A 22,395-nucleotide genomic window follows, 5' to 3' on the forward strand; every position below is an offset into this window, starting at 1 on the left:
CCCATTAACGAATAGAAAAACCGTTTGTCAGCACGCAACGACGAGAGCGTGCGAAAGTGCGCGCAGATGTTGTTCCTTCACCGGTTGGCGTCGCAATAGTGAAGGTTGTAAAGCCTTCACCACCAACGCCGATCCCGGCGTAAGAGGGGCCATTTTTCACAAAGATGGAGGTCTGAAGCGTGCGCGCGGCAAGGTTCAAACGTGACACATTTTGCGAATGCATAATGGCCGTGTGATGCAATCCCTCTTCAACCTTCAGGGCCAACGTTAATGCACTATCAAAATCGCTCACCGTTACGACGGGGAGCATTGGCATCAGTTGCTCGCTGGTAACCCACGGGTCGTCCGCATGGACGATGCCTATCAGTAATCGAGGTGCTTTTGCCGGAACCGGTATTCCTGCTGCTTCCAGTAAGGTTGCCGGGCTTTTACCTACCAGTTTTTTATTGGCTATGCCTTCTGGTAGACAGACGGCTCGCAGTTTGTCTACCTCTTCTCTATTGAGAAGCATCGCACCAAAAGACTGCATCTGTTGAACCAGTCGTTCGGCAACGGCATCAACAACAATCAGGCTCTTCTCAGCAATGCAGGGGAGGTTGTAATCAAAGGATGCGCCATTGATGATATCTTCCGCCGCCTTAACCAGGTCGGCCGTTTCATCAACAATGCAGGGGGGATTTCCTGCGCCTGCGCCGATGACTTTTTTCCCGCTTTTCATGCCCATAGCAACAATGCCTGGGCCACCGGTAATCGCCAGAACTGCGATTTTAGGGTGCGCCATCATCTGCTGGGTAGCCTCAAAAGTGGGTTCTGTGACCGTGACGACAAGATTACGAATTCCGCAGCAACGGAAAGCAATATCTTCAATCATGGCAATCAGCTTGAGTGAAATCTTTTTAGCACCCGGATGCGGACTGAAGTAAACGCTATTCCCTGCCGCCAGCATGCTGATGCTGTTGTTAATAATGGTCTCTGTCGGATTAGTACTGGGGGCGACAGAACCAATTACGCCAAACGGTGAATACTCGAATAACACCATGCCGCCATCGCCGGTTAGCGCCGTGGTGGTGAGATCTTCGATACCCGGAGTGTTGTCCAGCGCGGCTTTATTTTTAAGGAACTTATCCTCTTTGTTGCCCATACCCGTTTCGGCAGCGCTCTCAGCGGCCAGTGAAGCAAGATGAGGCGTCAGTTCTTCGCGTAGGGCGTTTATGATGGCGCTGCGGGTTTTCAATGGACATTGCTGGTAACGCAGAAAAGCCTGATGAGCGGCATCGATCGCTTCGCCAACGGACGGAAAAATACCGTTACCCTTAACTTCTGCTTTTGCCGGGGCGAGTTGCTCACTCAAAATGTTACGAATAAGGGTTTCAAGTTCTGAAGTATTCATTGATGTGTTCTCACGTTAATCGCCGCAATGGCCGTTTCTGCAATGTCCATATCCTGTTCAACGCTTCCTCCGCTGATGCCAAGACCCCCGAGGAGTAAACCCTCACGCCATAATGCGTACCCGCCACCGAAGGTGACGACTTTTCCCTGCATATGGCTTTCCAGACCGTAAAGCGCGGCGCCTGGTTGCACTGCTGATGTCAGCTCATGCGTGGCGGTTTTCATCGCCACGGCAGTCCATGCTTTTTTCGGTGCCAGTTCGCTACTCACGAGTAATGCGTCAGGCATGCGCCAGGCCACCGTTTGGGTACCGTTCGCATCAACAATACTAATGACGACCGGAACCTGAAGTTCTTCTGCTCTCGTCACCGCAGCGCGAGTGAGTTGGTGGAGCTCCTGAAAAGACAGAGACATAGTCGGCTCCTTTGTGGCTGGTGGTTGAACGGCAGCGAGATAGCGCTCAGCCACTTTCTGAATGATTTCGTTTTGATGGGCGTCATGATCTTCTGCTCGTGCAAGCGCATATAAGCAGTCGGACAGGCGGTTGATATAACGCATCAGCACGTGTCTGACGGAGATCTCGGTGGACAGCTCGACCAGTCGTCTCTCTGCGCGACGTGCCAGAGTTCGGGCAAAGTGCAGTCGGCTGGCGGCTTCGCTGCGGCCTGGTAAAATAAAGCTGCGCAGGGGCGGTACTCTTCCCATTGCGATATCGATGGCAGCTTCCAGTGCCGCAATTTCTTCTGAGCTGATGTAGCGCTGCTCTGGCGTCGGTTCTTCGCTTTCGCTTGCCAGTTCGGCGCTGAACCAAAAAAGCTGCAGCTGGATATTTTCAAGTAACTGCCGGTGCTGAGGGTTTTTCGCCACGCAAACGCATAGGCTAAGCGCCGCATTCAGTTCGTCCAGCGTACCGTAGGCTTCCACGCGCGGATGCGTTTTGCTCACGCGCTGTCCGGTAAATAGGGCTGTTGTTCCGGCATCACCTGTGCGGGTATAAATCGCCATAGTTCCTCCTAACGAGAAAGCGTGTCGACAATGCCGACGATAGCCAGATCAATGGCCTCATTAGGGCCGGAAAATACGTGTCTGGCGCTGGACCCGCTGCTGAGTAATACCAGTTCGCCGGTCCCCGCGCCGACAGAATCAACAGCGACTTCATCTCCACTCACTGGGGACGCAGGAAGCTCTCCGTCAGCACTTACCCGACGTACCAGCAACAGTTTTTTTCCCACCAGTGATGGGGATTTTTGCGTGGAAACCACAACGCCTGTAACCCGTGCCAGATGCATAGCTCACTCCTGCTTAATTAGTTGGACATTTCGCAGACTGACAGCTTCCTGAGCCAGAGCCGTCACGACACATCGACGGCGTAACACCAGTACGCCATCCCTCAATTGGGCGACGTCGGCATAGCTGAGAAGCTTCTCAGGATGCAAAAAGATGATTCGCCCCAGTTCATCACTGAATTCCAGTGGCAGACGCGCGAGTTTTTTCACGGGGATTGCGGGTAACAATCGGTGTTGTAGTGAAATCTTCACGCGGACTCCGCATGCCAGCGCGTCGTGAATCGTTACCACCGACATGTTGACTGGGCAGCCTTCGGCAATTTGCTCCAGAAATGGCAGGTCCACTTGCTGGAGATGGAGCGACGAGTACTGGCAGCATACTGTCCGTGAATCGATTTTCCGTAACTGCGCGACGCTAAGAGTGAGCGTGCTTTCCGCGCGTTTTTTTAATCGGGAAACAACCTCCTCGATAATGCGTTGCAGCAGTTCGTTGTTCATCGTGAGGTCACCAGTGTGGCAAATGCCTGGGGATTATCAGCGCCTGCAGCATTGGCTTCGTCTGTATCGATATGCATTTCGAGGCGCATATCCGGCGAAACGCGTACGGCGACGTTATCGAAAATCAGTCGACGTTCATCGCCATTAATGGCGACCGAGACTTTATCACCATGGGAAACTCGCAGAATCAGAGCATCGAGCGGCGACATATGGATATGCCGTTGGGCAACGATCACCCCGGATGCTAACTCCAGTTCAGCAAATGGGCTGACAAGACGAACACCGGGTGTGCCCTGAATATTACCCGACATCCGCAGCGGAGCAGCAATTCCCAACGTGCGGGCGTCGGTACGAGAAATTTCAACCTGGCTGGTACTGCGCAGCGGGCCGAGTAAACGCACATTTTTTAACTGACCTTTTGGCCCCACCAGCGTGACAGTCTGCTCTGCTGCATATTGTCCTGGCTGCAGCAGCTCTTTTTTCTCACTAATTGGGTGATTGGGAAACAAGCGACCGTAATCTTCAGCGCACAGATGAATATGCCGATTAGAGATCCCCAGCGGAATCGGGCGCTCGCGCATTTCATCCAGAACCTTAGCGACAGTGGTTTCCAGTTGCTGTTTATCCATCACGCTTCACCTCGTTTGCCGGAGTGAAGACAAAGTGTGCGCGGCTCACCTTTTTGGCGAGGGCAGGCAGGATCAAGACACAAATTGCAGCTAATCAATTCTGCATCTTGCGGTGCTTCGGGGGCCGCATGGTCTACAAATATCTCTTCATGCGGTATGGCTGGTATGGGTTCGGGCGTTGGTTCAGGCTCCAGGACAACGCTATGCGACAGGATCCCGTCCCCGGGTCTGGAAATGACTTTGTGAGCCACCAGTCCATCTCGCTGGTCAGCGAAACTGACACCGGTGGAAATGGCCGCCTGGACGGAGGCCACATCCCCGATTATCTTGATCACCGTCCAGCCTGAGCCGTTGGTTTTTTCGAGGCCCACCAGCGTGATGGAGGCGGCTTTCGCCATGACGTCCGCGCAACTGATGGCTAATGCCAGACCACTAACTTCAAGTAATCCCAGTGATTGCTTCACGCTGTGCTCCTTGGTTGCAACGACTTATGCGGATTTAGGTAAAATGGCTTCAACGTCGCTGTGCGGACGCGGGATAACGTGGCAGGATTTCACCTCGCCAACGGCGCTTGCGGCTGCGCTTCCAGCATCTACGGCTGCTTTCACCGCGCCGACATCACCGCGAACCATAACGGTGATCAGGCCAGAGCCGATTTTTTCGTAACCAACCAACTGCACGTTTGCGGATTTCACCATGGCATCAGCGGCTTCAATAGCGCCGACAAGCCCTTTTGTTTCAACCAGTCCCAGTGCGTTATTCATACTGCTTTTCTCCTGTGGGTTATGAGTGGCATTCCCGGAACGGAATGCCTTTAACCAGCCGCGCAGCGTTGTTACCAATGCTGCGGCGATCGTGGCTATTTTGTTGATACGTCAGCGTAAAAAGCGGTGCTGATGAGGGTAAGTTTTTGTAGTGCACGACCAGTTTTTCACGGCTACAGCCAATACCAACCAGCAATGGCGATTGGCAGGCTGCCAACCATGCGTTGTGAATAATGTCAGTTGAGTCATTCTCCTGAATCACAAAGGGGATCCCTTCTTCTTCAATACCCAGCAGTACGTCATTCCAGACGTCAGCGCAGTCAGCACTGGTGAAGATAACGATGGCTGGCGTGGTGAGATTACTTTCCATGAGCGAATGCCTTATGCCAGGAGAGAATCAGCCCTGTCGCAACCGCATTGCGCGGACCTTCTGTACCACGAATATTGCCGCGCCCGGCAACCAGTCGATAATGCGCCAGAGCATCGGTGACCAGCTGCGGAACTTCAAAATCCAGGGATGAGCCGCCAACCAGTACCACAAAGGGAATATCCCGAATGTTCCCGGTCGGACTCACCTGACGTAGCGCTCTGAGTGCGTTAGTAACGAAAACGCGTTCCTTAGCACTTCGACGAATGGCCCGTACTTTCTCCAGCGCCAGTTCACCCGGCAGTGGCACCAGTTCATCGGGCTTCACTACGCACACGCGCGCAAAAACCGTTGGCGGGAGAGGTGTAGGGAAGAACTGAACGCTGCCGTCTTCGTGGCGAAGATGGAACAAGCTCTCAACTTTCGCCAACGGATACTTTTTAATCTCTTCCGCGAGATAACGGTCATCCAGACCCAGTTCACGGGCAATGATCATCGTGACCATATCGCCTGCCCCCGCCAGGTGCGTGGCAATAATTTCGCCCTTAGGATTGATGATAGAAGCGTCGGTTGAACCCGCGCCGAGGTCCAGAATAGCCAGTGGTCGCGTGGTGCCCGGAGTAGTTAAGGCCCCCAGAATGGCAGCTTCGGCTTCGGCCCCGCCAACCTGGACGTCAATGTTGAGCTTTTGCGTGATCTCCTGGGCAATCATCGCCATTTGCAGGCGGTCTGATTTCACCATGGAGGCTATGCCGACAGCCTGTTCCAGCGAGAACTCACCGGCAAGTCCACCCGTCACGCTGACAGGAACCGAGGTATCGACCGCCAGCAGATCCTGAATAAAAATTTCATGACTGGGTTTGTTGGTTAATTCAGCCATAGTCTGGCGCACATGCTCCAGCATGCCGCCAATATTGGTGCCAGCTTCTCCGGTAACGTTATCCAGTTTCGGGCATTCACCAATCGCTTTCATAATCGCTTCGGCGCCCGCTGCAACGTCGACCCGTACTGTACGTCCCTGAGACTGTAGCTCCAGATTTCCGGCAGGAATCGCTCGCGCTTTCACATCACCTGACGGCGTTTTCACCACCACAGCTGAACGGTTGCCGATCAGCGCCCGTGCCATCGGAACAATGTTTTTAGTCTCATCGGCATTGAGGCCAAAGACAGTTGCAATACCGTAGGGGTTAGAAAGTGTTTCAATAACCTTTCCTGGTACGGCGACCTCAATGGCAGCCAGCATCCCCAACGGGATACGGTCAATATGAAGGACTTCATCGACTATGGGCAGGGGATGAGTCAGACGATTACTGACCAACACACCATCGTCCTGCTGCAAAATAACACCAGTCAACTGGTATCCGGCACGGACGGAGGCATTAATCATCGTAGCAACATCGGCGAAATCAAATGCCGATGACACCACCAGAATATAGGGCGTATCCGCCGGGCGACTGAGAAGGTCTTCCGGCGTAATAGTGACGCCCACGCCTAACCCGACACCGCCCGGTGTTTTAGGGTTATGGCCGATCATGGTGGATTCAGTGATGATGGTTTCGGTTATTGTTTCCATCGCCACGTCGCCAATGACCGGGGTGGCTTCGTTAATACGGATGAGCGAAATATCGCTGACATTGATACCGGCGTTTTTTGCCGCCAGCGTAAGGGCCTCCTGAATGCCAAACACATTACGTAATGTGCCCTTAATTCCGGTGGTTTCTGCCAGCGCGCTGCCGGTGATGCTCAGCACGCCAGACTCATCCAGAGTAGCCAGAGCGACTTCCGTTGATGAGTTGCCTATGTCAATGCCAGCTATATATCGCATGATCCTGTCCCTGAGTTAGTCGTCGCCTTTGAGTTTTTTACGCTCAACGTACAGCGCTGCCGCTTCACGAACGAAAGCTGCACAGATTTTTGCCTGATAACGATTTTCGAGATCGTCGGCGATAGCCATCAGCTCATCTTTTGTTGAGCGGTACGGGCGCAGCGCGTTGTAGATCTCAAGAATGCGATCGTCAGGAACAGCGGTTAGCTCGGCAGCGCGCTCAAAGTTCATCGCCAGCCTGTCACGTCCGGCATCTTTGGCGATTTCCGCCTGGAGGCGCAGTGTTTCAGGAGTGATGCGCATGTCCTGCGCGGTCACTTTGTTGCTCAGAACATTTTCAAGCGTGAAGTCGTCCAGCGTTTTGTTGGTCGCAGTTTTTACCCATTCAGGATGTTTATTCGCGAGAGGGTAATCCGTGACTTTCGCGGTATGTGCTGATGAACTCGCCGCGGGCGGAGTCGCGGACTCGCCTTGCAGGCTGTTCATCCGGCTCAACACATCCCGAACCATCGATTCAATTGCGTCGGTATTCATGGAGGTATCCTTTATCAAAGCGTCACGCGCAGTTCCTGCGGGTTTTTGCCTGTCACAACGTATTTGGTCTCTTTAATGTGCAGAATGGCTGATTTCGCCTGGTACTTAGGACGAGCCATCTGGTCATTCAGCGTAGGGACCGGTTGCGGAGATTCACGCTTGGCATAACGCGCGGCGTTTTTACCGATCTGACGATAGGTTTCCAGCGTCAGAAGCGGTGCCTGAGGGAACAGCTCCAGGTTTGAAAGCGGCGGTAACCCCTGCTGGTGGATAACCGTCGTGCCTTTTGACTGGATACCGATAGAGATCCCGGAACCGCTCAGACGGTTACCCTCAACGGCAACAAACGCCACATCGGAGGATTTAAAGCAGCGGATAACGCGCGCTTTAATGCCTTCTTCTTCAATACCGGCAATCACTTCGCGCAAGATATTCTTATGCGGGATCCCTACAATATTGACGGTTTGTGACAGGCCAAACGCCGGCCCTACGGCAATAATCACTTCGTCCTGTTGCTGGCCTTGTTTGGCTTCACCAATCTCGGTCAGAAAGCTGTCGTCCTGTGCCGCAGCAGCCTGAGGTGCGCTTGCCGCTGTAGATGCGCGGAAAGAGACGGGTTTGTCGCTGGTCTGCATTTCAGACAACACATCTTCAATTATCTGGCGCAGCAGTTTTTCATTAATTTCCATTTTTCACCCCTTAGCCAAGCTCGTTGGGATCAAGTGCGCCAGGGATGTTTTTGATCTCTTCCCAGCGTTCGCCTTGCAGGCGATAACCTGTTGCCGGACCGGCATAGTCGTTAACATCATTGACAGCGGATAGCACCTGTCCGTCGCCAACGATAATGGCGGAGGTATGCAGGTAATCCCCAGTTAACTTGGCTTTCTGGATGTTGAGCATGTCCTGAGCGACATCGGTAAATCCGCCCTGAGCAAGGGCTTTCACCACTTCCAGACCGTTACGGTTTTTGTTGATGATCTCTTGTGCAAACTTGATATCTTCAACGATGTTACGTTCCGGCATATCTTTCGAACCGTGGGCGTAGGTCGCCGCTTCCACTTCTTCATCAGTGATTGGCGGTAATCCCATCCCGGCAAAGACGGCCTGCAGCGCACGCGCCGCTTTGTTACGAATGGCGATAACGTCTTCTTCACGAACCGGGCGCAGACCACCGTCTACTTTCAGGTCACGCTGGAGAACGTTGTAGTCGTCAAAATCTTCAGCATCCTCGTTCGAACCCGCAAACATGTTGTCGTAGTTCGGCACTGCGGAATAACCAGAAGAAATGAAGTCAGTACCCGGCAGGAACTGCATCAGCAGACGCGCAGTACGACGCATATCCGAATGGGTAAAGGTTTGGTCGTTGCTGGAGGCGCATTCCAGATCCAGAGAGGAGCAGATCAGGTTTTCAGCCAGCACAGCACGAATTCCTGACGGCACGGCGGAAGGGACTCCGATGCAGCTTACGGAACCGTTTTGCAGACCCTGTACGCCAGCAGCTTTGGTGATGTAAATACAGCGGGCTTCCAGATAAAGCATCGATTTGCCTTCGGCGTAACCCATCTGAACTTCTGAACCAGAGCCGGAGGTAAAGCGCATTTTCAGACCACGGGATGCGTAGGACGAGGCGAGGAAGCCTTTAGACCATGGCGTGTCATCGCCGTCGGTAAAGACGGGTTCAGTACCATAGACGGAGATGGTTTCAGCGTAGCAAGTGTGGCCTAGCATCCCGAGTTTGAGTTCGGTTGCTTCTTCCAGAGAACACTGAGTTAACACGCCCGGGCGTCCAACCTGTGAGCCGACTAACAGCGCAATGGCGTTAAATGGCGCATAACGCGCAACGGCAACGGTCGTTTCCTGTTCGTCAAACCCGCGCCATGCGCCTTCAGCGGCATCAGCGGCAATTTGCACGGGGTTATCTTTGACATTAGTGACGTGCGCTTGTTGAGATGGTGTACGACGAGCACGCATTTTCTGCATGGCCATCATCATCTCAACGACGTTCATATGGGATACGACTTCGACGATTTTTGCCGGCGTCATTGCGGTGGTCAGCGGCACAATGTCTTTGCGCTTCACGTTGGGATCGCAAAGCATATTGGCCAGTTTGACCGAATCCATCGCCATGACTTCTTCAGCGCGTGCCAGGTTAATGCCGTAGCGGGCAATGAAATGGTCGATTAAGTCAAATTCACTGGCGGATTTACCGTCCAGTTCAGTGACTGTACCGTTGACGATTTTAATCGACGGTTTGGGGTCGTTCGGGCTTTCCATCGCAATGAAGCCTTCTTCGATCCACTCCTTAACGAAGCCATCCTGATTCACAGGGCGCTTCGCCAGTGCTTCAAATCTTTTCGATCTCATGAATCAGCCTCACTGATATCAGATGTAGGACGGACGATCGTTTTTCGGCTCTGAGCCGAGGGTCCCGAGTACGGTTTTACCGATTTCACGGGCGGAGATAACAGCCTGACGAACAGCGCCAGAGTCACCCGAAATAACCAGAATGGCTTCGTTACTGAAGCTGGTGCCATGAGCAGGGGAGCTGTAAGCCACAACTTCCACGTTGGCGGATTTCAGGGCAGTATCAGCCATCAGGACACCAACGGATGCTGGTGCGCCGACGATGACGCCACAGGCACGACCAATCGGTGCGCCAAAGGCTTTTTCCAGTGCGTAGCTGGCGCGTGCGGTGTACTGCATTTCGATGTGACCGGCTTCGTTGGCATAAACGTCGCCAAAGGTGCGATCCAGTTCTTTCAGTGCGACTTCAATGCCGCGTTTCACGTCGGAAACATCGTTGCCGCCAAGAATAATCAGCGAGCCATGACCTGCGCCGCCTTTGGTATCACGTGGTAACTCAATACTGACGACTTCAGTATTGGTGGCTTTCACCGCTTCATCGGCGGCCATGATGTGCGGGCCTGCGCCAGTACGGGCGCCAAGGATGCCAATGGAGCGATAGCGTTTTTCAAGTTTCATTGCGTCCAGTAGGGCACTGTCTACGTTGGCGATTACCAGACCGACGGTGTCGCCAATCGCGGTACCGACAAACTCCGTTAAACTGCAGCTTTTCTCTGCCATAGCCGTTTCTCGTGTTGGGTGATTATTTTCTGGGATAGCCTGCTGTTCTGGCGTTGCCACACGAGCAATCACCTGCGCCATGATCTGTTCAACCAGTTCATTGCTGCTCATTAGCTAATTCCCTTCGGTAAGATTTTTTCTACATCGGTATGCGGGCGTGGGATAACGTGTACGGCTTTCACTTCTCCCACATTACGGGCTGCGGCGGCACCGGCATCTGTTGCTGCTTTGACTGCGCCGACATCGCCGCGGACAATAACTGTTACCAGCCCCGAACCAATTTTTTCGTAGCCGACCAGCATTACATTGGCTGACTTCACCATTGCATCTGCGGCCTCTATGGCTGCAGTTAAGCCTTTGGTTTCTACCATTCCTAACGCTTCTTGTTGCATAAAGACCTCGCCTGGGTTGTCCCGATTTTCATGACTATAAAAAGAAGCGAGGAAAAAGAATGGCTGAGTTGAAAGTAAGAGTGAAAAAATAGTGGGGTAACGGTGAGATAAAATTGCTGTGTGTTATTGTAATACTATGTTTTTATTGGTTATTTTAATCTTAATCGATATGACTATTTGGTTATGTTAATTCCATATTTACACTTTTCTGAGTGACAGTTTAAATATCATTTGCTATGCGAGAAAAATGAAATTGTGATGATCGTTTGAAAATGGAATTCTGCTGTTCGCAATATTTTATTATTTTGAAAATGTACTTTTAATTGGGTGAATCCACGTTTTGTCGCCTGTTTTAATAAAGGTGATAGCAAAAATTTGCTATCACAACACGATTTTTAAGGGTATGTCGCTTGCAGATTGCCAACAATTTGCCGATACAGATTTTTATAGTAAGTCTTGAAGTAACCTTCCTGCCAGCAAGGAGTCCGCTGGTAAAGACACGAACTCTGCTTAGAAGGTGTCACAATGAACGATTCACTAAGAGCGCAATGTATTGCTGAGTTTTTGGGTACCGGGCTATTTTTGTTTTTTGGTATTGGGTGCCTGAGCGCCCTTAAAGTCGCGGGTGCCAGTTTGGGATTGTGGGAGATCTGCATCATATGGGGCTTGGGGATCTCGCTTGCAGTTTACCTGACAGCCGGGATTTCTGGGGCCCATCTCAATCCTGCTATTACCATCGCACTTTGGTTGTTTGCCTGTTTTCCTGGTCGTAAAGTACTGCCTTATTCTGTCGCTCAGATAGCGGGTGCCTTTGGTGGCGCTATGCTGGCCTATTTGTTGTACGGCAGTTTATTCATTGAGTATGAATCAGCCCACCAAATGGTACGCGGCAGTCTGGAAAGCCTGCAACTTGCCAGTATTTTTAGCACGTATCCTGCCGCCGCACTGAGTGTCTGGCAGGCCGCACTAGTCGAAGTGGTGATTACCTCCATTCTGATGGGGATGATTATGGCGCTAACGGACGACGGTAACGGCGTTCCCAAAGGCCCTCTGGCACCACTGTTGATTGGTATTCTGGTTGCTGTTATCGGCGCATCAACCGGCCCACTTACCGGCTTTGCGATGAACCCGGCACGTGATTTTGGTCCTAAATTGTTTGCCTGGATGGCCGGGTGGGGTGATGTTGCGATGACCGGCGGGCGCGATATCCCTTATTTCATCGTGCCGATTGTGGCTCCCATCATCGGCGCCTGTGCGGGCGCAGCAATTTATCGTTATTTTATTGGCAAAAATTTACCGTGTAATTCGTGTAAGTTGGAGGAAAACGAGAGCTAGCTTCATGAAAGATGTTTATTATTGAAAGGCAAAAACTGTTTTCGTGATCCGGTTTCCTGAACGGCTTAAAAAGTCTCCCAAGAATGGGAGACTTTTGTTATGTTCAATGCTGACTTTCATCAGAGCGCTGGATCGCGAGATGAAAATGAATGTGTGAATAATATGTTTTATTTATAACAATAAATTAACTGAGAGGTTTTATCATGATTTCTGCGAGTGCCCTGAACTCAGAACTCATTAATAAAATCGCACAGGATTTTGCACAGGCCACCAGTCTGGCTGTTGTGGTTGTCAATATTCACGGTGATGAAATTTCTGAGCTTTTTAATTTCACTCCTTTTTGCCAGTTGATGCGCCAGCATCCTCAGCATAGTACGCGTTGTCGTATGAGCGACCGCTGTGGCGGGTTGGAAGCCTCTAAGTCCGATCAACCTTGCATTTATCGCTGCCATGCCGGGCTTACCGATTTCTCAATTCCGCTGGTCATCGCGGGACACCTGGTAGGGTTTGTGCTTTGTGGACAAGTACGCTTAAGTAACGATGTAGGCCTCGTTGATATTCTGAACGTCGATGACCGCTGGCAAGCCGATCCTGAGCTGGTCAACGAGTTCCGTAATGTACCTGAGATGGACTATTCTCGTGTCATTGCCTCAGCGGATTTACTCAAGCTCATCGTCGAAAATTGCCTTAAGAAACAACTCAATTTTGTTGTTATCAAAGATAACCCGCAGCAGTCAGAGCCGGTACGCGCTAACCGCAGTACCAACCCCCATGACAGTAAAATGAAAAAAGCCCTGCGCTATATTGATGCGCATTTATCAGACGAGCTGCGTCTGGAAGATGTTGCCTCTCATGTTTTCCTTAGCCCGTACTATTTCAGTAAATTGTTCAAAAAATATCAGGGTATCGGTTTTAACGCATGGGTAAACCAACAGAGAATGGCAAGTGCCAAAGAGTTGCTTTGCCACAGTGACTGGAGCATAGCCAGCATTGCGCGTAATTTAGGCTTTTCGCAAACCAGCTATTTTTGCAAAGTGTTCCGTCAAACGTATCAGGTTACGCCGCAGGCATTTCGCCAGCAAATTAATGTCATTTCACGCGGAGAGTCCGCTTAAATAGCAATATTTTGCTATTGCCGATTTTTGATATGTGGCGCTATGCCCGTCATTATAAAATGAAAAATAATGACAGCTGCCAATAAATTGTCATAGCGCAACAAAATAATGGTATTAGAGGGATAAACTGCACCAGTTTTTATTTTTGTGATGAGATACAGTGTCTGTGTGAATGACTTTCTTTATTCTTAGCTGATACTTTCATTCAAAAAGTGAACGTATGAATATGTGGGAAAAGGCCAGGAAATTGGCTGAATGAATTCGGAAAGATATTAAACTGAATTATTGTCATGAGGTCGTGAATTTACCTCATAACAGAGAGCTTAATTAACCAGGCTCTTGAACTGACAGGTTTGCCACATTTGTGGTAGGGAAGGGGGTGAGAATCCCCCGCAGCCCCCGCTGCTGTGATGCTGACGACCCCGTATGGACCACTGATCGCAAGATTGGGAAGGACGGGTTAGGATGACGCTAAGCCAGAAGACCTGCCTGTCAGTGACTACCAACAACTTCGGTGGGAAGTGGGTGGTTCAGATGCATACAGTCGAGAGACTGGGTATCTCTACACCCCTACCACCCTGAACAGGATCAGGGTATGGCGGCCAATTTTCACGCATTTGTTCTTGCAGGTACCGGAAGCGGCTGTGGTAAAACCACGGTGACGCTGGGCTTGTTGAGCTTGTTGAAAAAACGCGGTTTGCGCGTCCAGCCTTGCAAAGTGGGTCCTGATTACCTTGATACCGGCTGGCATACAGCGGTATGCGGTACCGCTTCCCGCAATCTTGATAGCTTTATGCTTCCCGTCCCCACGCTGAACGCTCTATTCAACGAGCAGATGCGACATGCAGATATCGCCGTTATTGAAGGTGTGATGGGGTTGTATGACGGCTATGGTACCGACCCAAACTACTGCAGCACCGCCGCGATGGCTAAACAGTTAGGCTGTCCGGTCATCTTACTGGTTGATGGCAAAGCCGTTTCCACCTCAATCGCCGCAACAGTAATGGGTTTTCAGCATTTTGATCCCACCCTGAACATCGCCGGCGTTATTGTTAATCGGGTTAACAGCGAAACGCATTACCAGTTACTGAAAGTCGCAATCGAACGTTACTGCGATGTACCCGTCTTAGGTTACGTACCCCGTATGGATGGGGTTGCCCTTCCCGAACGACATTTGGGTTTAGTCACCGCACGTGAGTCGGTTGTCAATCAGCAACCGTGGCAGGAGTTTGCCGCGACGCTGGAGCAAACCCTTGATATTGGCGCACTGCTGACATTAAGCCTGTCAACCAATCTTCCTGCTGGCGAATGGCCTGCGCTGCCTGCCGCAGATGCCGGAGCAGGGCTAACGCTTGCAATTGCCGATGACGAAGCCTTCAACTTCTACTACCCGGACAACATTACGCTGCTGGAACGTACGGGGCTTAATATTGTTCGTTTTAGCCCGTTGCACGACACCTGCTTACCCGACTGTCAGATGATCTGGTTAGGTGGTGGATATCCTGAGCTACATGCTGCGGCGCTGGCTCGCAATGTCTCGATGCTGAAGCAACTGCGAGCGGCACATCAACGTGGCGTCGCGATTTACGCAGAGTGTGGGGGGCTGATGTATCTCGGCAGTTCGCTTGAGGACAGTAACGGCGATACCTGGCTGATGGCGGATATCATTCCCGGCCACAGCAAAATGGGAAAACGTCTGACCCGATTTGGCTACTGCGAAGCGCAGGCCGCGCAGCAAACATTGTTAGCAGCAGAAGGGGAAGTGCTGCGCGGACATGAATTCCACTATTCCGATTTTACCCCTGAAACGCCAGCGGTGATGAACTGTCGCAAAGTGCGCGATGGTAAAACGCTGCAAGCCTGGTCTGGCGGCTGGCAGGTCGGAAACACCTTCGCCAGCTATCTACACGTTCATTTTGCTCAACGTCCGCAGATGCTTAACCACTGGCTGACAGCCGCGAGGAGCGCGCTATGACGATCCTTGCGTGGTGTGTTGCCTGGTTGCTTGATTTTATCATCGGCGATCCGCAGAACTGGCCGCATCCGGTGCGCTGGATTGGCAATCTGATTTCTGCAGTGCAGCGAATTATTCGGCGTTATTGTCATAGCGACCGTGCGCTGCGCATTGGTGGCGCGGTGATGTGGATTGTGGTGGTTGGTCTGACCTGGGCTGCGTCCTGGGGCGCGCTGGTACTGGCAAAATCTGTTCATCCCTGGTTGGGTTGGGTGGTAGAGGTATGGATGATCTTTACCGTGCTGGCCGGGCGATGCCTGGCGAATGCCGCACAGGATGTCGAACGTCCTCTACGGGCCGGTGACATTGCCGCGAGTCGGGAAAAACTGTCGTGGATAGTGGGTCGTGATACCTCGCAACTGCAACCGCAACAGATCAATCGCGCGGTGGTGGAAACCGTGGCTGAAAACACCGTCGACGGCATTATCGCGCCGCTGTTCTTTCTCCTTCTCGGCGGTGCGCCCCTGGCGATGGCCTACAAAGCGGTAAACACCCTTGACTCCATGGTGGGCTACAAACATGAAAAATACCGCGCTATCGGTATGGTCAGCGCGCGTCTGGACGATGTCGCGAACTTTATTCCTGCAAGACTGAGCTGGCTGCTGCTGGGCGTGGCGGCATTTTTATGCCGTAAAGACGGCTCGCGAGCTTTACAGATTGGCTGGCGCGATCGCTACAACCACAGCAGCCCAAACTGCGCGTGGTCAGAGGCATCCGTAGCCGGGGCATTAGGCATTCGTCTGGGTGGTCCTAATGACTACTTTGGCGAGCGCGTTGAGAAACCGTGGATCGGTGATGCACAACGCGACATTTCGGTAGACGACATTTCCCATACGATTCGACTGATGTGGGTGGCATCGACGCTGGCACTGGCGCTGTTTATTGCGCTGCGGTGGCTGTGGGCCGGTGTAGCCTGAGGACAACATAATGCAATATATCCAGCAACCCCAGGCGATTGAAGCCAAAAGTTTCGACATTATTGGCGAGATCATCCGTGAAACCCGTCCGGACTATCAGTTTGCCAGTCCGTTACATGAAGCCATTATCAAGCGGGTCATTCACACGACGGCAGATTTCGACTGGCTGGACATTCTGTGGTTTTCCAGTGATGTGCTGGAGCAGTTTTGTGCGGCACTTAGCCGTTCGAGCGTGATTTATACCGACACCACGATGGCGCTTTCCGGGATCAATAAAACGCTGCTGGCAAAATTCGGCGGTGAATGCCGCTGTTACATCAGTGACCCGAGGGTTGTGCGTACGGCAAAAGAGCAGGGTATTACCCGGTCCATGGCTGCTGTCGACATTGCGGTGAAGGAAGAGGGGGAAAAGCTGTTTGTCTTTGGCAACGCGCCGACAGCGCTGTTTCGCCTGCTTGAGCATGATGTCGCTGTCAGCGGTGTGGTTGGCGTACCGGTCGGGTTCGTTGGTGCAGAAGAGTCGAAAGATGCCTTGACCCAAAGCAAGTTGCCCGCCATTGCCGCGTTAGGCCGTAAAGGGGGGAGTAATGTCGCTGCCGCTATCGTCAACGCCATGCTTTATCACATGCAGGGGGCGCGATGAGCGAGGCCTTCGATACGCCGGTGTGGCACAACGGTAAAGCGCTGCGTAAAGGATATACCACGGGATCGTGCGCCACGGCGGCGGCAAAAGTGGCAGCGTTGATGGTATTGCGCCAACACCTCATCCATCAGGTTTCCATCGTCACGCCTTCCGGGGTGACGTTGTGCCTGAATGTTGAGTCGCCACATATCGAAGGGCAGCAGGCGATAGCCGCCATCCGCAAAGACGGTGGTGATGATGTGGACGCCACACATGGGATGCTGATTTTTGCGCGCGTGACGTTAGACGATAGTGGCGTGATTGCCTTACAGGGCGGTGAAGGGGTCGGTACGGTAACCCGTAAAGGGATTGGCCTACCGGTCGGCAGCTCGGCGATTAACCGTACACCTCGCCAGACCATTGAATCTGCCGTCCGCGAAGCGATTGGCCCAAATCGTGGGGCGCAGATTGAAATCTTCGCGCCAGAAGGAGAAGAACGGGCGCAAAAAACCTACAACTCCCGCCTTGGCATTCTGGGCGGTATTTCGATTATCGGCACCACGGGTATTGTCACGCCGATGTCGGAAGAGAGCTGGAAACGTTCGCTGTCGCTGGAGCTGGAAATTAAGCGGGCGGCTGGGCTGGAGCGTGTCGTACTGGTGCCGGGAAACCACGGCGAGCGTTTTGTGCGCGAGCAGATGGGTATCGACACCCAGGTTGTAGTCACCATGAGCAACTTTGTCGGCTACATGATTGAAGAAGCCGTACGTCTTGGATTCCGGCAAATTGTGCTGGTGGGACATCCCGGTAAGCTCGTCAAAATCGCGGCGGGGATCTTCCATACCCATAGCCATATTGCCGATGCCCGCATGGAAACGCTGGTGGCCCACCTCGCATTACTTGGCGCACCGCTGGAACTGCTGACGCTGGTCAGCGAGTGCGATACCACCGAAGCGGCGATGGAGCATATCGACGCATACGGTTTCCAGCACATTTATGACCATCTGGCTCAGCGCATTTGTATGCGTGTTCTGCAAACATTGCGCTTTACCAAAAATCCGCCGACCTGCGATGCCATCATGTTTTCCTTTGATAATCAGGTTCTTGGCAGTAATCGTCCGGTCGCAGAAATTGCTGAGGAGATGCAATGTTAACCGTTGTAGGGATGGGCCCCGCCGGTTTGCATTTGATGACGCCTGCGGCACGTGAAGCGGTCGCGGCGGCGGATGTTCTGGTCGGTGGAAAGCGGCATTTGCAGCAATTCCCGGATTTTGCCGGTGAACAGTTTGCTCTTGGCGCCAATATCCCGGAACTCCTGAGCTGGATTAGCGCGCACCAGGAGAAGCATGTTGTGGTACTGGCATCTGGCGATCCGCTGTTTTACGGCATCGGGACGCGCATGGTGGCGCATTTTGGTATTGAGAATGTGCGGATTATTCCCGGCATTAGTGCGGTGCAGTACCTGTGTGCGCAGTCCGGTATTGATATGAACGATATGTGGCTGACCAGTAGCCATGGCCGCAGCGTCTGTTTTGATGAGCTGGCGCGACATAACAAGGTAGCGATGGTGACTGATGCGCTGTGTGGCCCGCGTGAAATCGCGCAGCAGCTCATTGCCCGAGGCAAGGGGCATCGCTGGATGGTGATTGGCGAAAACCTGGCGATGGAAAACGAAAAGATCCATTTCCTGCCTGTGCGTGAAGTTAACGCCGACTATGACATGAATGCAGTGGTGATCCTCGATGAAAGATGAGCTTTTTCTGCGTGGAGAGAAAGTGCCGATGACCAAAGAAGCGGTACGCGCACTTGCCCTCTCAAAACTTGAATTACACCGCGCCAGTCACCTGATTGATATAGGCGCCGGAACCGGCAGCGTGTCGATAGAGGCGGCGTTGCAATATCCCGGATTACGTGTCACGGCCATCGAACGTAACCCGGCGGCGCTCAGGTTGCTGGACGAAAACCGCCAGCATTTTGCCTGCGCAAATATCGATATTTTTCCCGGCGTTGCTCCCATGACTATCGCGGAAAAAGCCGATGCCATTTTTATGGGCGGCAGCGGTGGTCATCTGACCGACCTGATTGACTGGTCGATGCGCCAATTGCATCCCGCAGGGCGTTTGGTGATGACATTTATCCTCCAGGAAAACCTCAACACCGCGCTAACACATCTGGACCATCTTGGCGTACAGGGAGTGGATTGCCTGCAGCTACAGGTTTCCTCGCTTACCGCGCTTGGCAGTGGTCACTATTTTAAACCGAATAACCCCGTATTTGTTATCGCCTGTCAGAAGGAAGGAAACCATGTCTGAGATTTTTGATCCCCGTAGCGTGTGGTTTGTTGGCGCAGGTCCTGGCGATCGCGAGCTGATTACCCTCAAAGGTTACCGATTGCTGCAGCAGGCGCAGGTTGTTATCTACGCCGGATCGCTGATTAACACCGAACTGCTGGAGTATTGCCCTGCTGGTGCTGAATGTCACGACAGTGCCGAACTGCATCTGGAGCAGATCCTTGATCTGATGGAAGCCGGAGTGAAAGCGGGTAAGACCGTCGTGCGTCTGCAAACCGGCGATGTCTCGTTGTATGGTTCCGTGCGCGAGCAGGGCGAGGAGCTGACCAAACGCGGGATTGACTGGCAGGTGGTGCCCGGCGTCAGCGCGTTCCTCGGCGCGGCGGCGGAGCTGGGCGTTGAGTATACCGTGCCCGAAGTTTCACAGAGCCTGATCATTACGCGCCTGGAAGGCCGCACCCCGGTACCAGAGCGTGAACAGCTGGAGTCTTTTGCCAGCCACCAAACATCAATGGCGATATATCTTTCCGTCCAGCGTATTCATCGGGTGGCTGAGCGTCTGATTGAAGGTGGCTATCCGGCGACCACGCCCGTGGCGGTGATCTATAAAGCAACCTGGCCGGAAAGCCAGACCGTACGCGGGACCCTGGCGGATATTGGCGACAAGGTTCGCGATGCTGGCATCCGTAAAACGGCCCTTATTCTGGTCGGTAATTTCCTGGGCTCGGAGTATCACTACTCCAAACTCTATGCGGCGGACTTTAGCCATGAATACCGTAAAGCCTGAGTCAATTGCGCTTTTTTGCCTGACTCCTGGCGGCGTTGTGCTGGCGAAACGTCTGGCAGCTATGCTGCCGGTTACCTGTTTTACCAGTGAAAAGCTGCTGGAGGAGGGGTTTATTCCCTTCGAAAACGGCTTTGCGAATACCGCTCGCGAAGCGTTTACGAATTATTCGGCGCTGATTTTTATCGGGGCGACCGGCATTGCGGTGCGCGTACTGGCCCCGCTGGTCAACGACAAGTTTTGCGATCCGGCGGTGGTGGTCATTGATGAACGTGCCCAGCATGTCATCAGCCTGCTCTCCGGTCACGCGGGCGGTGCTAATGCGTTGGCACGTTATCTGGCGGGCATGTTGGGCGCCGACCCGGTTATCACCACCGCGACGGATGTGAACGATATGGCGGCACTGGATACGCTGGCATTTCAACTGAATGCCCGAATGAGTGATTTCCGTTCGGCGGTGAAGATCGTCAATCAGATGTTGGTCAGCAATAAGCGGGTTGGGCTGTGGTGGGATGACGAACTGACGCAGGATGTCAGCCATTGCGACCGGCGCGGATTTATTACGGTCACCGATCTCAACCAGCTTCCTGAACTGGATGCGTTGGTGTGCATCACCTTACGCACCAATTTACCTGAGCTGCCTGTTCCTCACTGGAAGCTGGTGCCGCAGCGGGTTGTGGCCGGAATTGGTTGTCGGCGTGATACGCCGTTCCCGCTGCTGGCTGCGCTGCTTGCCCGCCAACTCGAAGCCCAACAGCTCGATCCGCTGGCGCTAAAAGCGATTGGCAGCATCACGCTGAAAAAAGATGAACAGGGACTTATCCAACTGGCTTCATGCTGCCGCGTTCCTTTCGAAACCTTTACTGCTGACGCGCTGCGTGAGCATGAGCACCGTTTTCCGGCCTCATCGTTTGTTCGCAAAACGGTGGGTACAGGAAGCGTTTCTGGTCCTGCAGCCTGGCTGTTGAGCCACGGACAACTGTTAGGCGAGACCCTGCGAGAACAGGGCGTCACTATCACTTTGGGAGTTTCACACTGATGTTAAGCGTAATTGGAATTGGCCCTGGCTCGCAGGCAATGATGACCATGGAAGCCGTTGAAGCACTGCAGGCAGCGGAAATCATCGTGGGCTATAAAACCTACACCCATCTGGTAAAAGCGTTCACTGGCGACAAGCAGGTGATCAAAACCGGGATGTGCAAAGAGATTGAACGCTGTCAGGCGGCGATCGAACTGGCGCAGGCGGGGCACAACGTGGCGCTGATCAGCAGCGGTGACGCGGGGATTTACGGTATGGCCGGGCTGGTGCTCGAGCTGGTCAGTAAGCAAAAGCTGGACGTTGAGGTCAGGCTAATCCCAGGGATGACCGCCAGCATTGCCGCCGCCTCTTTGCTGGGTGCGCCGTTGATGCACGATTTCTGCCACATCAGCTTAAGCGATCTGTTAACGCCGTGGCCGGTTATCGAAAAACGCATCGTTGCCGCTGGTGAAGCCGATTTTGTTATCTGTTTCTACAACCCGCGCAGTCGGGGTCGCGAAGGTCATCTGGCGCGCGCATTTGAGCTGTTATCTGCCAGCAAGAGCGCACAAACGCCGGTTGGTATTGTGAAGTCAGCCGGACGTAAAAAGCAGGAAAAATGGCTGACCACGCTGGGTGAAATGGACTTTGAGCCGGTTGATATGACCAGTCTTGTGATCGTGGGCAATAAAACAACCTATGTTCAGGACGGCCTGATGATCACGCCACGAGGTTATGTGCTGTGAATTATGGTGATGTGCTGGTCATGGGCGGCACCAGCGACGCGCGCATGCTGTGCCAGCAACTGGATGCGGCAAACGTGGCCTACACCCTGTCCGTTGCGACCCCGACGGGAAAGCAGCTGGCGGGAGACATCAAAGGCCAGGTGCGCTGCGGGCGTCTGGAACGTGAACAAATGATTGCCTGGCTACAGGAAAATCAGACGCGCTGGGTGATCGATGCCTCGCATCCGTACGCCGAGGTGGTGAGTCGCAACATCATGAATGCCTGCGAAGCGGCGGGCGTACTGCTGAGCCGCTACCAGCGCCCTGAGCAGTTGAGCGGATTAACTCACCCGCAGCTTTATACCGTACAAAGTATTCCGCAAGCCTGTGAGGTGGCGCGACGCTTCGGCGATCGCGTGCTGTTGACGACTGGCAGTAAAGATCTGTCCATCTGGCGCGAAGGGTTGCCTGAAAAAACGCTGCTGGCGCGCGTTCTGCCTGTACCTGAGGTCATTCAGCAATGCGCGGATCTGGGATTTGGCGTCGGTGAAATCTTCGCACTGTGTGGGCCGTTTAGCGCCGAGTTCAACGCCGCGTTTTATCGCCAGTGTCAGGCTGATGTGGTGATCACTAAGGCTTCAGGCGCTGAAGGTGGTTATCAGGAAAAAGTTCAACCCTGTCTGGATGCCGGTATCCCCTGCATCGTGATTACACGTCCGGCACCGTTGGTGACGGGAGACGAGTTACTGGAAAGTCAGGCCGCCTTTGCGGCGCGTTTAACGCGCTGGCTGGCCGCGGCTTAAGGA

At 53.1% G+C, this 22,395-nt stretch carries 26 protein-coding genes and 1 riboswitch; of the genes, 12 read left to right on the forward strand and 14 right to left on the reverse strand.

What is annotated here, in order from left to right; all coding sequences use genetic code 11:
* Positions 1–4 precede the first annotated feature (4 nt).
* Genes pduP through pduA form a run of 14 tightly spaced genes read right to left on the reverse strand, consistent with a single transcriptional unit; the run spans position 5 to position 10,768 of the window.
* Positions 5–1,390: a CoA-acylating propionaldehyde dehydrogenase PduP gene (gene pduP / locus OGV85_RS15715; protein WP_003030206.1), complete on the reverse strand. Its 1,386-nt coding sequence runs from the start codon at positions 1,388–1,390 to the stop codon at positions 5–7.
* Positions 1,387–2,394, reverse strand: a complete 1,008-nt coding sequence (gene pduO / locus OGV85_RS15720; protein WP_003030208.1) for a two-domain cob(I)yrinic acid a,c-diamide adenosyltransferase PduO — start codon at positions 2,392–2,394, stop codon at positions 1,387–1,389. The genes pduP and pduO overlap by 4 nt, the downstream gene beginning before the upstream one ends.
* An 8-nt stretch (positions 2,395–2,402) precedes the next feature.
* Positions 2,403–2,678: a EutN/CcmL family microcompartment protein gene (locus OGV85_RS15725; RefSeq protein WP_003030211.1), complete on the reverse strand. Its 276-nt coding sequence runs from the start codon at positions 2,676–2,678 to the stop codon at positions 2,403–2,405.
* Positions 2,679–2,681: 3 nt separating this feature from the next.
* Positions 2,682–3,173, reverse strand: a complete 492-nt coding sequence (gene pduM / locus OGV85_RS15730) for a microcompartment protein PduM (protein ID WP_061548015.1) — start codon at positions 3,171–3,173, stop codon at positions 2,682–2,684.
* Positions 3,170–3,802 (reverse strand): phosphate propanoyltransferase, encoded by a 633-nt coding sequence (locus OGV85_RS15735; protein WP_061548016.1) that lies wholly within the window; start codon positions 3,800–3,802, stop codon positions 3,170–3,172. The genes pduM and OGV85_RS15735 overlap by 4 nt, the downstream gene beginning before the upstream one ends.
* The gene (locus OGV85_RS15740; RefSeq protein ID WP_016150574.1) at positions 3,802–4,266 is read right to left on the reverse strand and encodes a BMC domain-containing protein; all 465 of its coding nucleotides are present in this window, start codon (positions 4,264–4,266) and stop codon (positions 3,802–3,804) included. The genes OGV85_RS15735 and OGV85_RS15740 overlap by 1 nt, the downstream gene beginning before the upstream one ends.
* A 24-nt stretch (positions 4,267–4,290) precedes the next feature.
* Positions 4,291–4,566 (reverse strand): propanediol utilization microcompartment protein PduJ, encoded by a 276-nt coding sequence (gene pduJ, locus OGV85_RS15745; RefSeq protein WP_001057752.1) that lies wholly within the window; start codon positions 4,564–4,566, stop codon positions 4,291–4,293.
* A gap of 19 nt (positions 4,567–4,585) precedes the next feature.
* Positions 4,586–4,936, reverse strand: coding sequence for a glycerol dehydratase reactivase beta/small subunit family protein (locus OGV85_RS15750; protein WP_048218033.1), 351 nt, complete (start codon positions 4,934–4,936; stop codon positions 4,586–4,588).
* Positions 4,926–6,758, reverse strand: a complete 1,833-nt coding sequence (locus OGV85_RS15755; RefSeq protein WP_061548017.1) for a diol dehydratase reactivase subunit alpha — start codon at positions 6,756–6,758, stop codon at positions 4,926–4,928. The genes OGV85_RS15750 and OGV85_RS15755 overlap by 11 nt, the downstream gene beginning before the upstream one ends.
* Before the next feature lie 15 nt (positions 6,759–6,773).
* A complete protein-coding gene (gene pduE, locus OGV85_RS15760) occupies positions 6,774–7,292 on the reverse strand; it encodes a propanediol dehydratase small subunit PduE (protein ID WP_003030243.1) in 519 nt (172 codons plus the stop codon).
* Positions 7,293–7,306: 14 nt separating this feature from the next.
* On the reverse strand, positions 7,307–7,981 hold the full coding sequence (gene pduD / locus OGV85_RS15765; protein ID WP_061548018.1) for a propanediol dehydratase medium subunit PduD: 675 nt from the start codon (positions 7,979–7,981) through the stop codon (positions 7,307–7,309).
* A gap of 10 nt (positions 7,982–7,991) precedes the next feature.
* Positions 7,992–9,656: a propanediol dehydratase large subunit PduC gene (pduC, locus tag OGV85_RS15770; protein ID WP_003030249.1), complete on the reverse strand. Its 1,665-nt coding sequence runs from the start codon at positions 9,654–9,656 to the stop codon at positions 7,992–7,994.
* Between the two features lie 18 nt (positions 9,657–9,674).
* Positions 9,675–10,487, reverse strand: coding sequence for a propanediol utilization microcompartment protein PduB (pduB, locus tag OGV85_RS15775; RefSeq protein ID WP_003030252.1), 813 nt, complete (start codon positions 10,485–10,487; stop codon positions 9,675–9,677).
* Positions 10,487–10,768, reverse strand: coding sequence for a propanediol utilization microcompartment protein PduA (gene pduA / locus OGV85_RS15780; protein WP_003030255.1), 282 nt, complete (start codon positions 10,766–10,768; stop codon positions 10,487–10,489). Before pduA ends, pduB begins: the two co-directional genes overlap by 1 nt.
* Positions 10,769–11,293: 525 nt before the next feature.
* Here pduA and pduF point away from each other — a divergent pair.
* The 12 genes from pduF to OGV85_RS15840 all read left to right on the forward strand — a co-directional run bounded on the left by pduF (position 11,294) and on the right by OGV85_RS15840 (position 22,392).
* Complete coding sequence (gene pduF, locus OGV85_RS15785) at positions 11,294–12,103, forward strand: propanediol diffusion facilitator PduF (RefSeq protein WP_003030258.1); 810 nt, start codon at positions 11,294–11,296, stop codon at positions 12,101–12,103.
* A gap of 203 nt (positions 12,104–12,306) precedes the next feature.
* The gene (gene pocR, locus OGV85_RS15790; protein WP_003030260.1) at positions 12,307–13,218 is read left to right on the forward strand and encodes a transcriptional regulator PocR; all 912 of its coding nucleotides are present in this window, start codon (positions 12,307–12,309) and stop codon (positions 13,216–13,218) included.
* Positions 13,219–13,550: 332 nt separating this feature from the next.
* A riboswitch (cobalamin riboswitch) is annotated at positions 13,551–13,725 on the forward strand.
* 88 nt (positions 13,726–13,813) lie between these two features.
* A complete protein-coding gene (locus tag OGV85_RS15795; protein ID WP_003030262.1) occupies positions 13,814–15,193 on the forward strand; it encodes a cobyrinic acid a,c-diamide synthase CobB in 1,380 nt (459 codons plus the stop codon).
* On the forward strand, positions 15,190–16,149 hold the full coding sequence (gene cbiB, locus OGV85_RS15800) for an adenosylcobinamide-phosphate synthase CbiB (RefSeq protein WP_003030265.1): 960 nt from the start codon (positions 15,190–15,192) through the stop codon (positions 16,147–16,149). Before OGV85_RS15795 ends, cbiB begins: the two co-directional genes overlap by 4 nt.
* 10 nt (positions 16,150–16,159) lie before the next feature.
* Complete coding sequence (locus tag OGV85_RS15805; protein WP_003030267.1) at positions 16,160–16,792, forward strand: cobalt-precorrin-8 methylmutase; 633 nt, start codon at positions 16,160–16,162, stop codon at positions 16,790–16,792.
* Complete coding sequence (gene cbiD, locus OGV85_RS15810; RefSeq protein ID WP_003030269.1) at positions 16,789–17,925, forward strand: cobalt-precorrin-5B (C(1))-methyltransferase CbiD; 1,137 nt, start codon at positions 16,789–16,791, stop codon at positions 17,923–17,925. Before OGV85_RS15805 ends, cbiD begins: the two co-directional genes overlap by 4 nt.
* Positions 17,919–18,524: a cobalt-precorrin-7 (C(5))-methyltransferase gene (locus tag OGV85_RS15815; protein WP_003030270.1), complete on the forward strand. Its 606-nt coding sequence runs from the start codon at positions 17,919–17,921 to the stop codon at positions 18,522–18,524. The genes cbiD and OGV85_RS15815 overlap by 7 nt, the downstream gene beginning before the upstream one ends.
* A complete protein-coding gene (locus tag OGV85_RS15820) occupies positions 18,514–19,083 on the forward strand; it encodes a decarboxylating cobalt-precorrin-6B (C(15))-methyltransferase (RefSeq protein WP_003030273.1) in 570 nt (189 codons plus the stop codon). Before OGV85_RS15815 ends, OGV85_RS15820 begins: the two co-directional genes overlap by 11 nt.
* Positions 19,076–19,849: a cobalt-precorrin-4 methyltransferase gene (locus tag OGV85_RS15825; protein ID WP_003030275.1), complete on the forward strand. Its 774-nt coding sequence runs from the start codon at positions 19,076–19,078 to the stop codon at positions 19,847–19,849. Before OGV85_RS15820 ends, OGV85_RS15825 begins: the two co-directional genes overlap by 8 nt.
* Entirely contained in the window at positions 19,830–20,885 is a 1,056-nt protein-coding gene (cbiG, locus tag OGV85_RS15830) for a cobalt-precorrin 5A hydrolase (RefSeq protein ID WP_003030276.1), read from the forward strand. The genes OGV85_RS15825 and cbiG overlap by 20 nt, the downstream gene beginning before the upstream one ends.
* Complete coding sequence (locus tag OGV85_RS15835; RefSeq protein ID WP_003030278.1) at positions 20,885–21,610, forward strand: precorrin-3B C(17)-methyltransferase; 726 nt, start codon at positions 20,885–20,887, stop codon at positions 21,608–21,610. The genes cbiG and OGV85_RS15835 overlap by 1 nt, the downstream gene beginning before the upstream one ends.
* Positions 21,607–22,392 (forward strand): cobalt-precorrin-6A reductase, encoded by a 786-nt coding sequence (locus OGV85_RS15840; protein ID WP_046670006.1) that lies wholly within the window; start codon positions 21,607–21,609, stop codon positions 22,390–22,392. Before OGV85_RS15835 ends, OGV85_RS15840 begins: the two co-directional genes overlap by 4 nt.
* Positions 22,393–22,395 lie beyond the last annotated feature (3 nt).

The organism is Citrobacter sp. Cf132, from assembly GCF_030333885.1.
Lineage (GTDB): Bacteria > Pseudomonadota > Gammaproteobacteria > Enterobacterales > Enterobacteriaceae > Citrobacter > Citrobacter freundii.

What these genes read in the sequence shown, in the direction of transcription:
- pduP (WP_003030206.1), bottom strand. Translation starts at nt 1,390, where the DNA reads ATGAATACTTCAGAACTTGAAACCCTTATTCGTAACATTTTGAGTGAG.
- pduO (WP_003030208.1), bottom strand. Translation starts at nt 2,394, where the DNA reads ATGGCGATTTATACCCGCACAGGTGATGCCGGAACAACAGCCCTATTT.
- OGV85_RS15725 (WP_003030211.1), bottom strand. Translation starts at nt 2,678, where the DNA reads ATGCATCTGGCACGGGTTACAGGCGTTGTGGTTTCCACGCAAAAATCC.
- pduM (WP_061548015.1), bottom strand. Translation starts at nt 3,173, where the DNA reads ATGAACAACGAACTGCTGCAACGCATTATCGAGGAGGTTGTTTCCCGA.
- OGV85_RS15735 (WP_061548016.1), bottom strand. Translation starts at nt 3,802, where the DNA reads ATGGATAAACAGCAACTGGAAACCACTGTCGCTAAGGTTCTGGATGAA.
- pduJ (WP_001057752.1), bottom strand. Translation starts at nt 4,566, where the DNA reads ATGAATAACGCACTGGGACTGGTTGAAACAAAAGGGCTTGTCGGCGCT.
- OGV85_RS15750 (WP_048218033.1), bottom strand. Translation starts at nt 4,936, where the DNA reads ATGGAAAGTAATCTCACCACGCCAGCCATCGTTATCTTCACCAGTGCT.
- OGV85_RS15755 (WP_061548017.1), bottom strand. Translation starts at nt 6,758, where the DNA reads ATGCGATATATAGCTGGCATTGACATAGGCAACTCATCAACGGAAGTC.
- pduE (WP_003030243.1), bottom strand. Translation starts at nt 7,292, where the DNA reads ATGAATACCGACGCAATTGAATCGATGGTTCGGGATGTGTTGAGCCGG.
- pduD (WP_061548018.1), bottom strand. Translation starts at nt 7,981, where the DNA reads ATGGAAATTAATGAAAAACTGCTGCGCCAGATAATTGAAGATGTGTTG.
- pduC (WP_003030249.1), bottom strand. Translation starts at nt 9,656, where the DNA reads ATGAGATCGAAAAGATTTGAAGCACTGGCGAAGCGCCCTGTGAATCAG.
- pduB (WP_003030252.1), bottom strand. Translation starts at nt 10,487, where the DNA reads ATGAGCAGCAATGAACTGGTTGAACAGATCATGGCGCAGGTGATTGCT.
- pduA (WP_003030255.1), bottom strand. Translation starts at nt 10,768, where the DNA reads ATGCAACAAGAAGCGTTAGGAATGGTAGAAACCAAAGGCTTAACTGCA.
- pduF (WP_003030258.1), top strand. Translation starts at nt 11,294, where the DNA reads ATGAACGATTCACTAAGAGCGCAATGTATTGCTGAGTTTTTGGGTACC.
- pocR (WP_003030260.1), top strand. Translation starts at nt 12,307, where the DNA reads ATGATTTCTGCGAGTGCCCTGAACTCAGAACTCATTAATAAAATCGCA.
- OGV85_RS15795 (WP_003030262.1), top strand. Translation starts at nt 13,814, where the DNA reads ATGGCGGCCAATTTTCACGCATTTGTTCTTGCAGGTACCGGAAGCGGC.
- cbiB (WP_003030265.1), top strand. Translation starts at nt 15,190, where the DNA reads ATGACGATCCTTGCGTGGTGTGTTGCCTGGTTGCTTGATTTTATCATC.
- OGV85_RS15805 (WP_003030267.1), top strand. Translation starts at nt 16,160, where the DNA reads ATGCAATATATCCAGCAACCCCAGGCGATTGAAGCCAAAAGTTTCGAC.
- cbiD (WP_003030269.1), top strand. Translation starts at nt 16,789, where the DNA reads ATGAGCGAGGCCTTCGATACGCCGGTGTGGCACAACGGTAAAGCGCTG.
- OGV85_RS15815 (WP_003030270.1), top strand. Translation starts at nt 17,919, where the DNA reads ATGTTAACCGTTGTAGGGATGGGCCCCGCCGGTTTGCATTTGATGACG.
- OGV85_RS15820 (WP_003030273.1), top strand. Translation starts at nt 18,514, where the DNA reads ATGAAAGATGAGCTTTTTCTGCGTGGAGAGAAAGTGCCGATGACCAAA.
- OGV85_RS15825 (WP_003030275.1), top strand. Translation starts at nt 19,076, where the DNA reads ATGTCTGAGATTTTTGATCCCCGTAGCGTGTGGTTTGTTGGCGCAGGT.
- cbiG (WP_003030276.1), top strand. Translation starts at nt 19,830, where the DNA reads ATGAATACCGTAAAGCCTGAGTCAATTGCGCTTTTTTGCCTGACTCCT.
- OGV85_RS15835 (WP_003030278.1), top strand. Translation starts at nt 20,885, where the DNA reads ATGTTAAGCGTAATTGGAATTGGCCCTGGCTCGCAGGCAATGATGACC.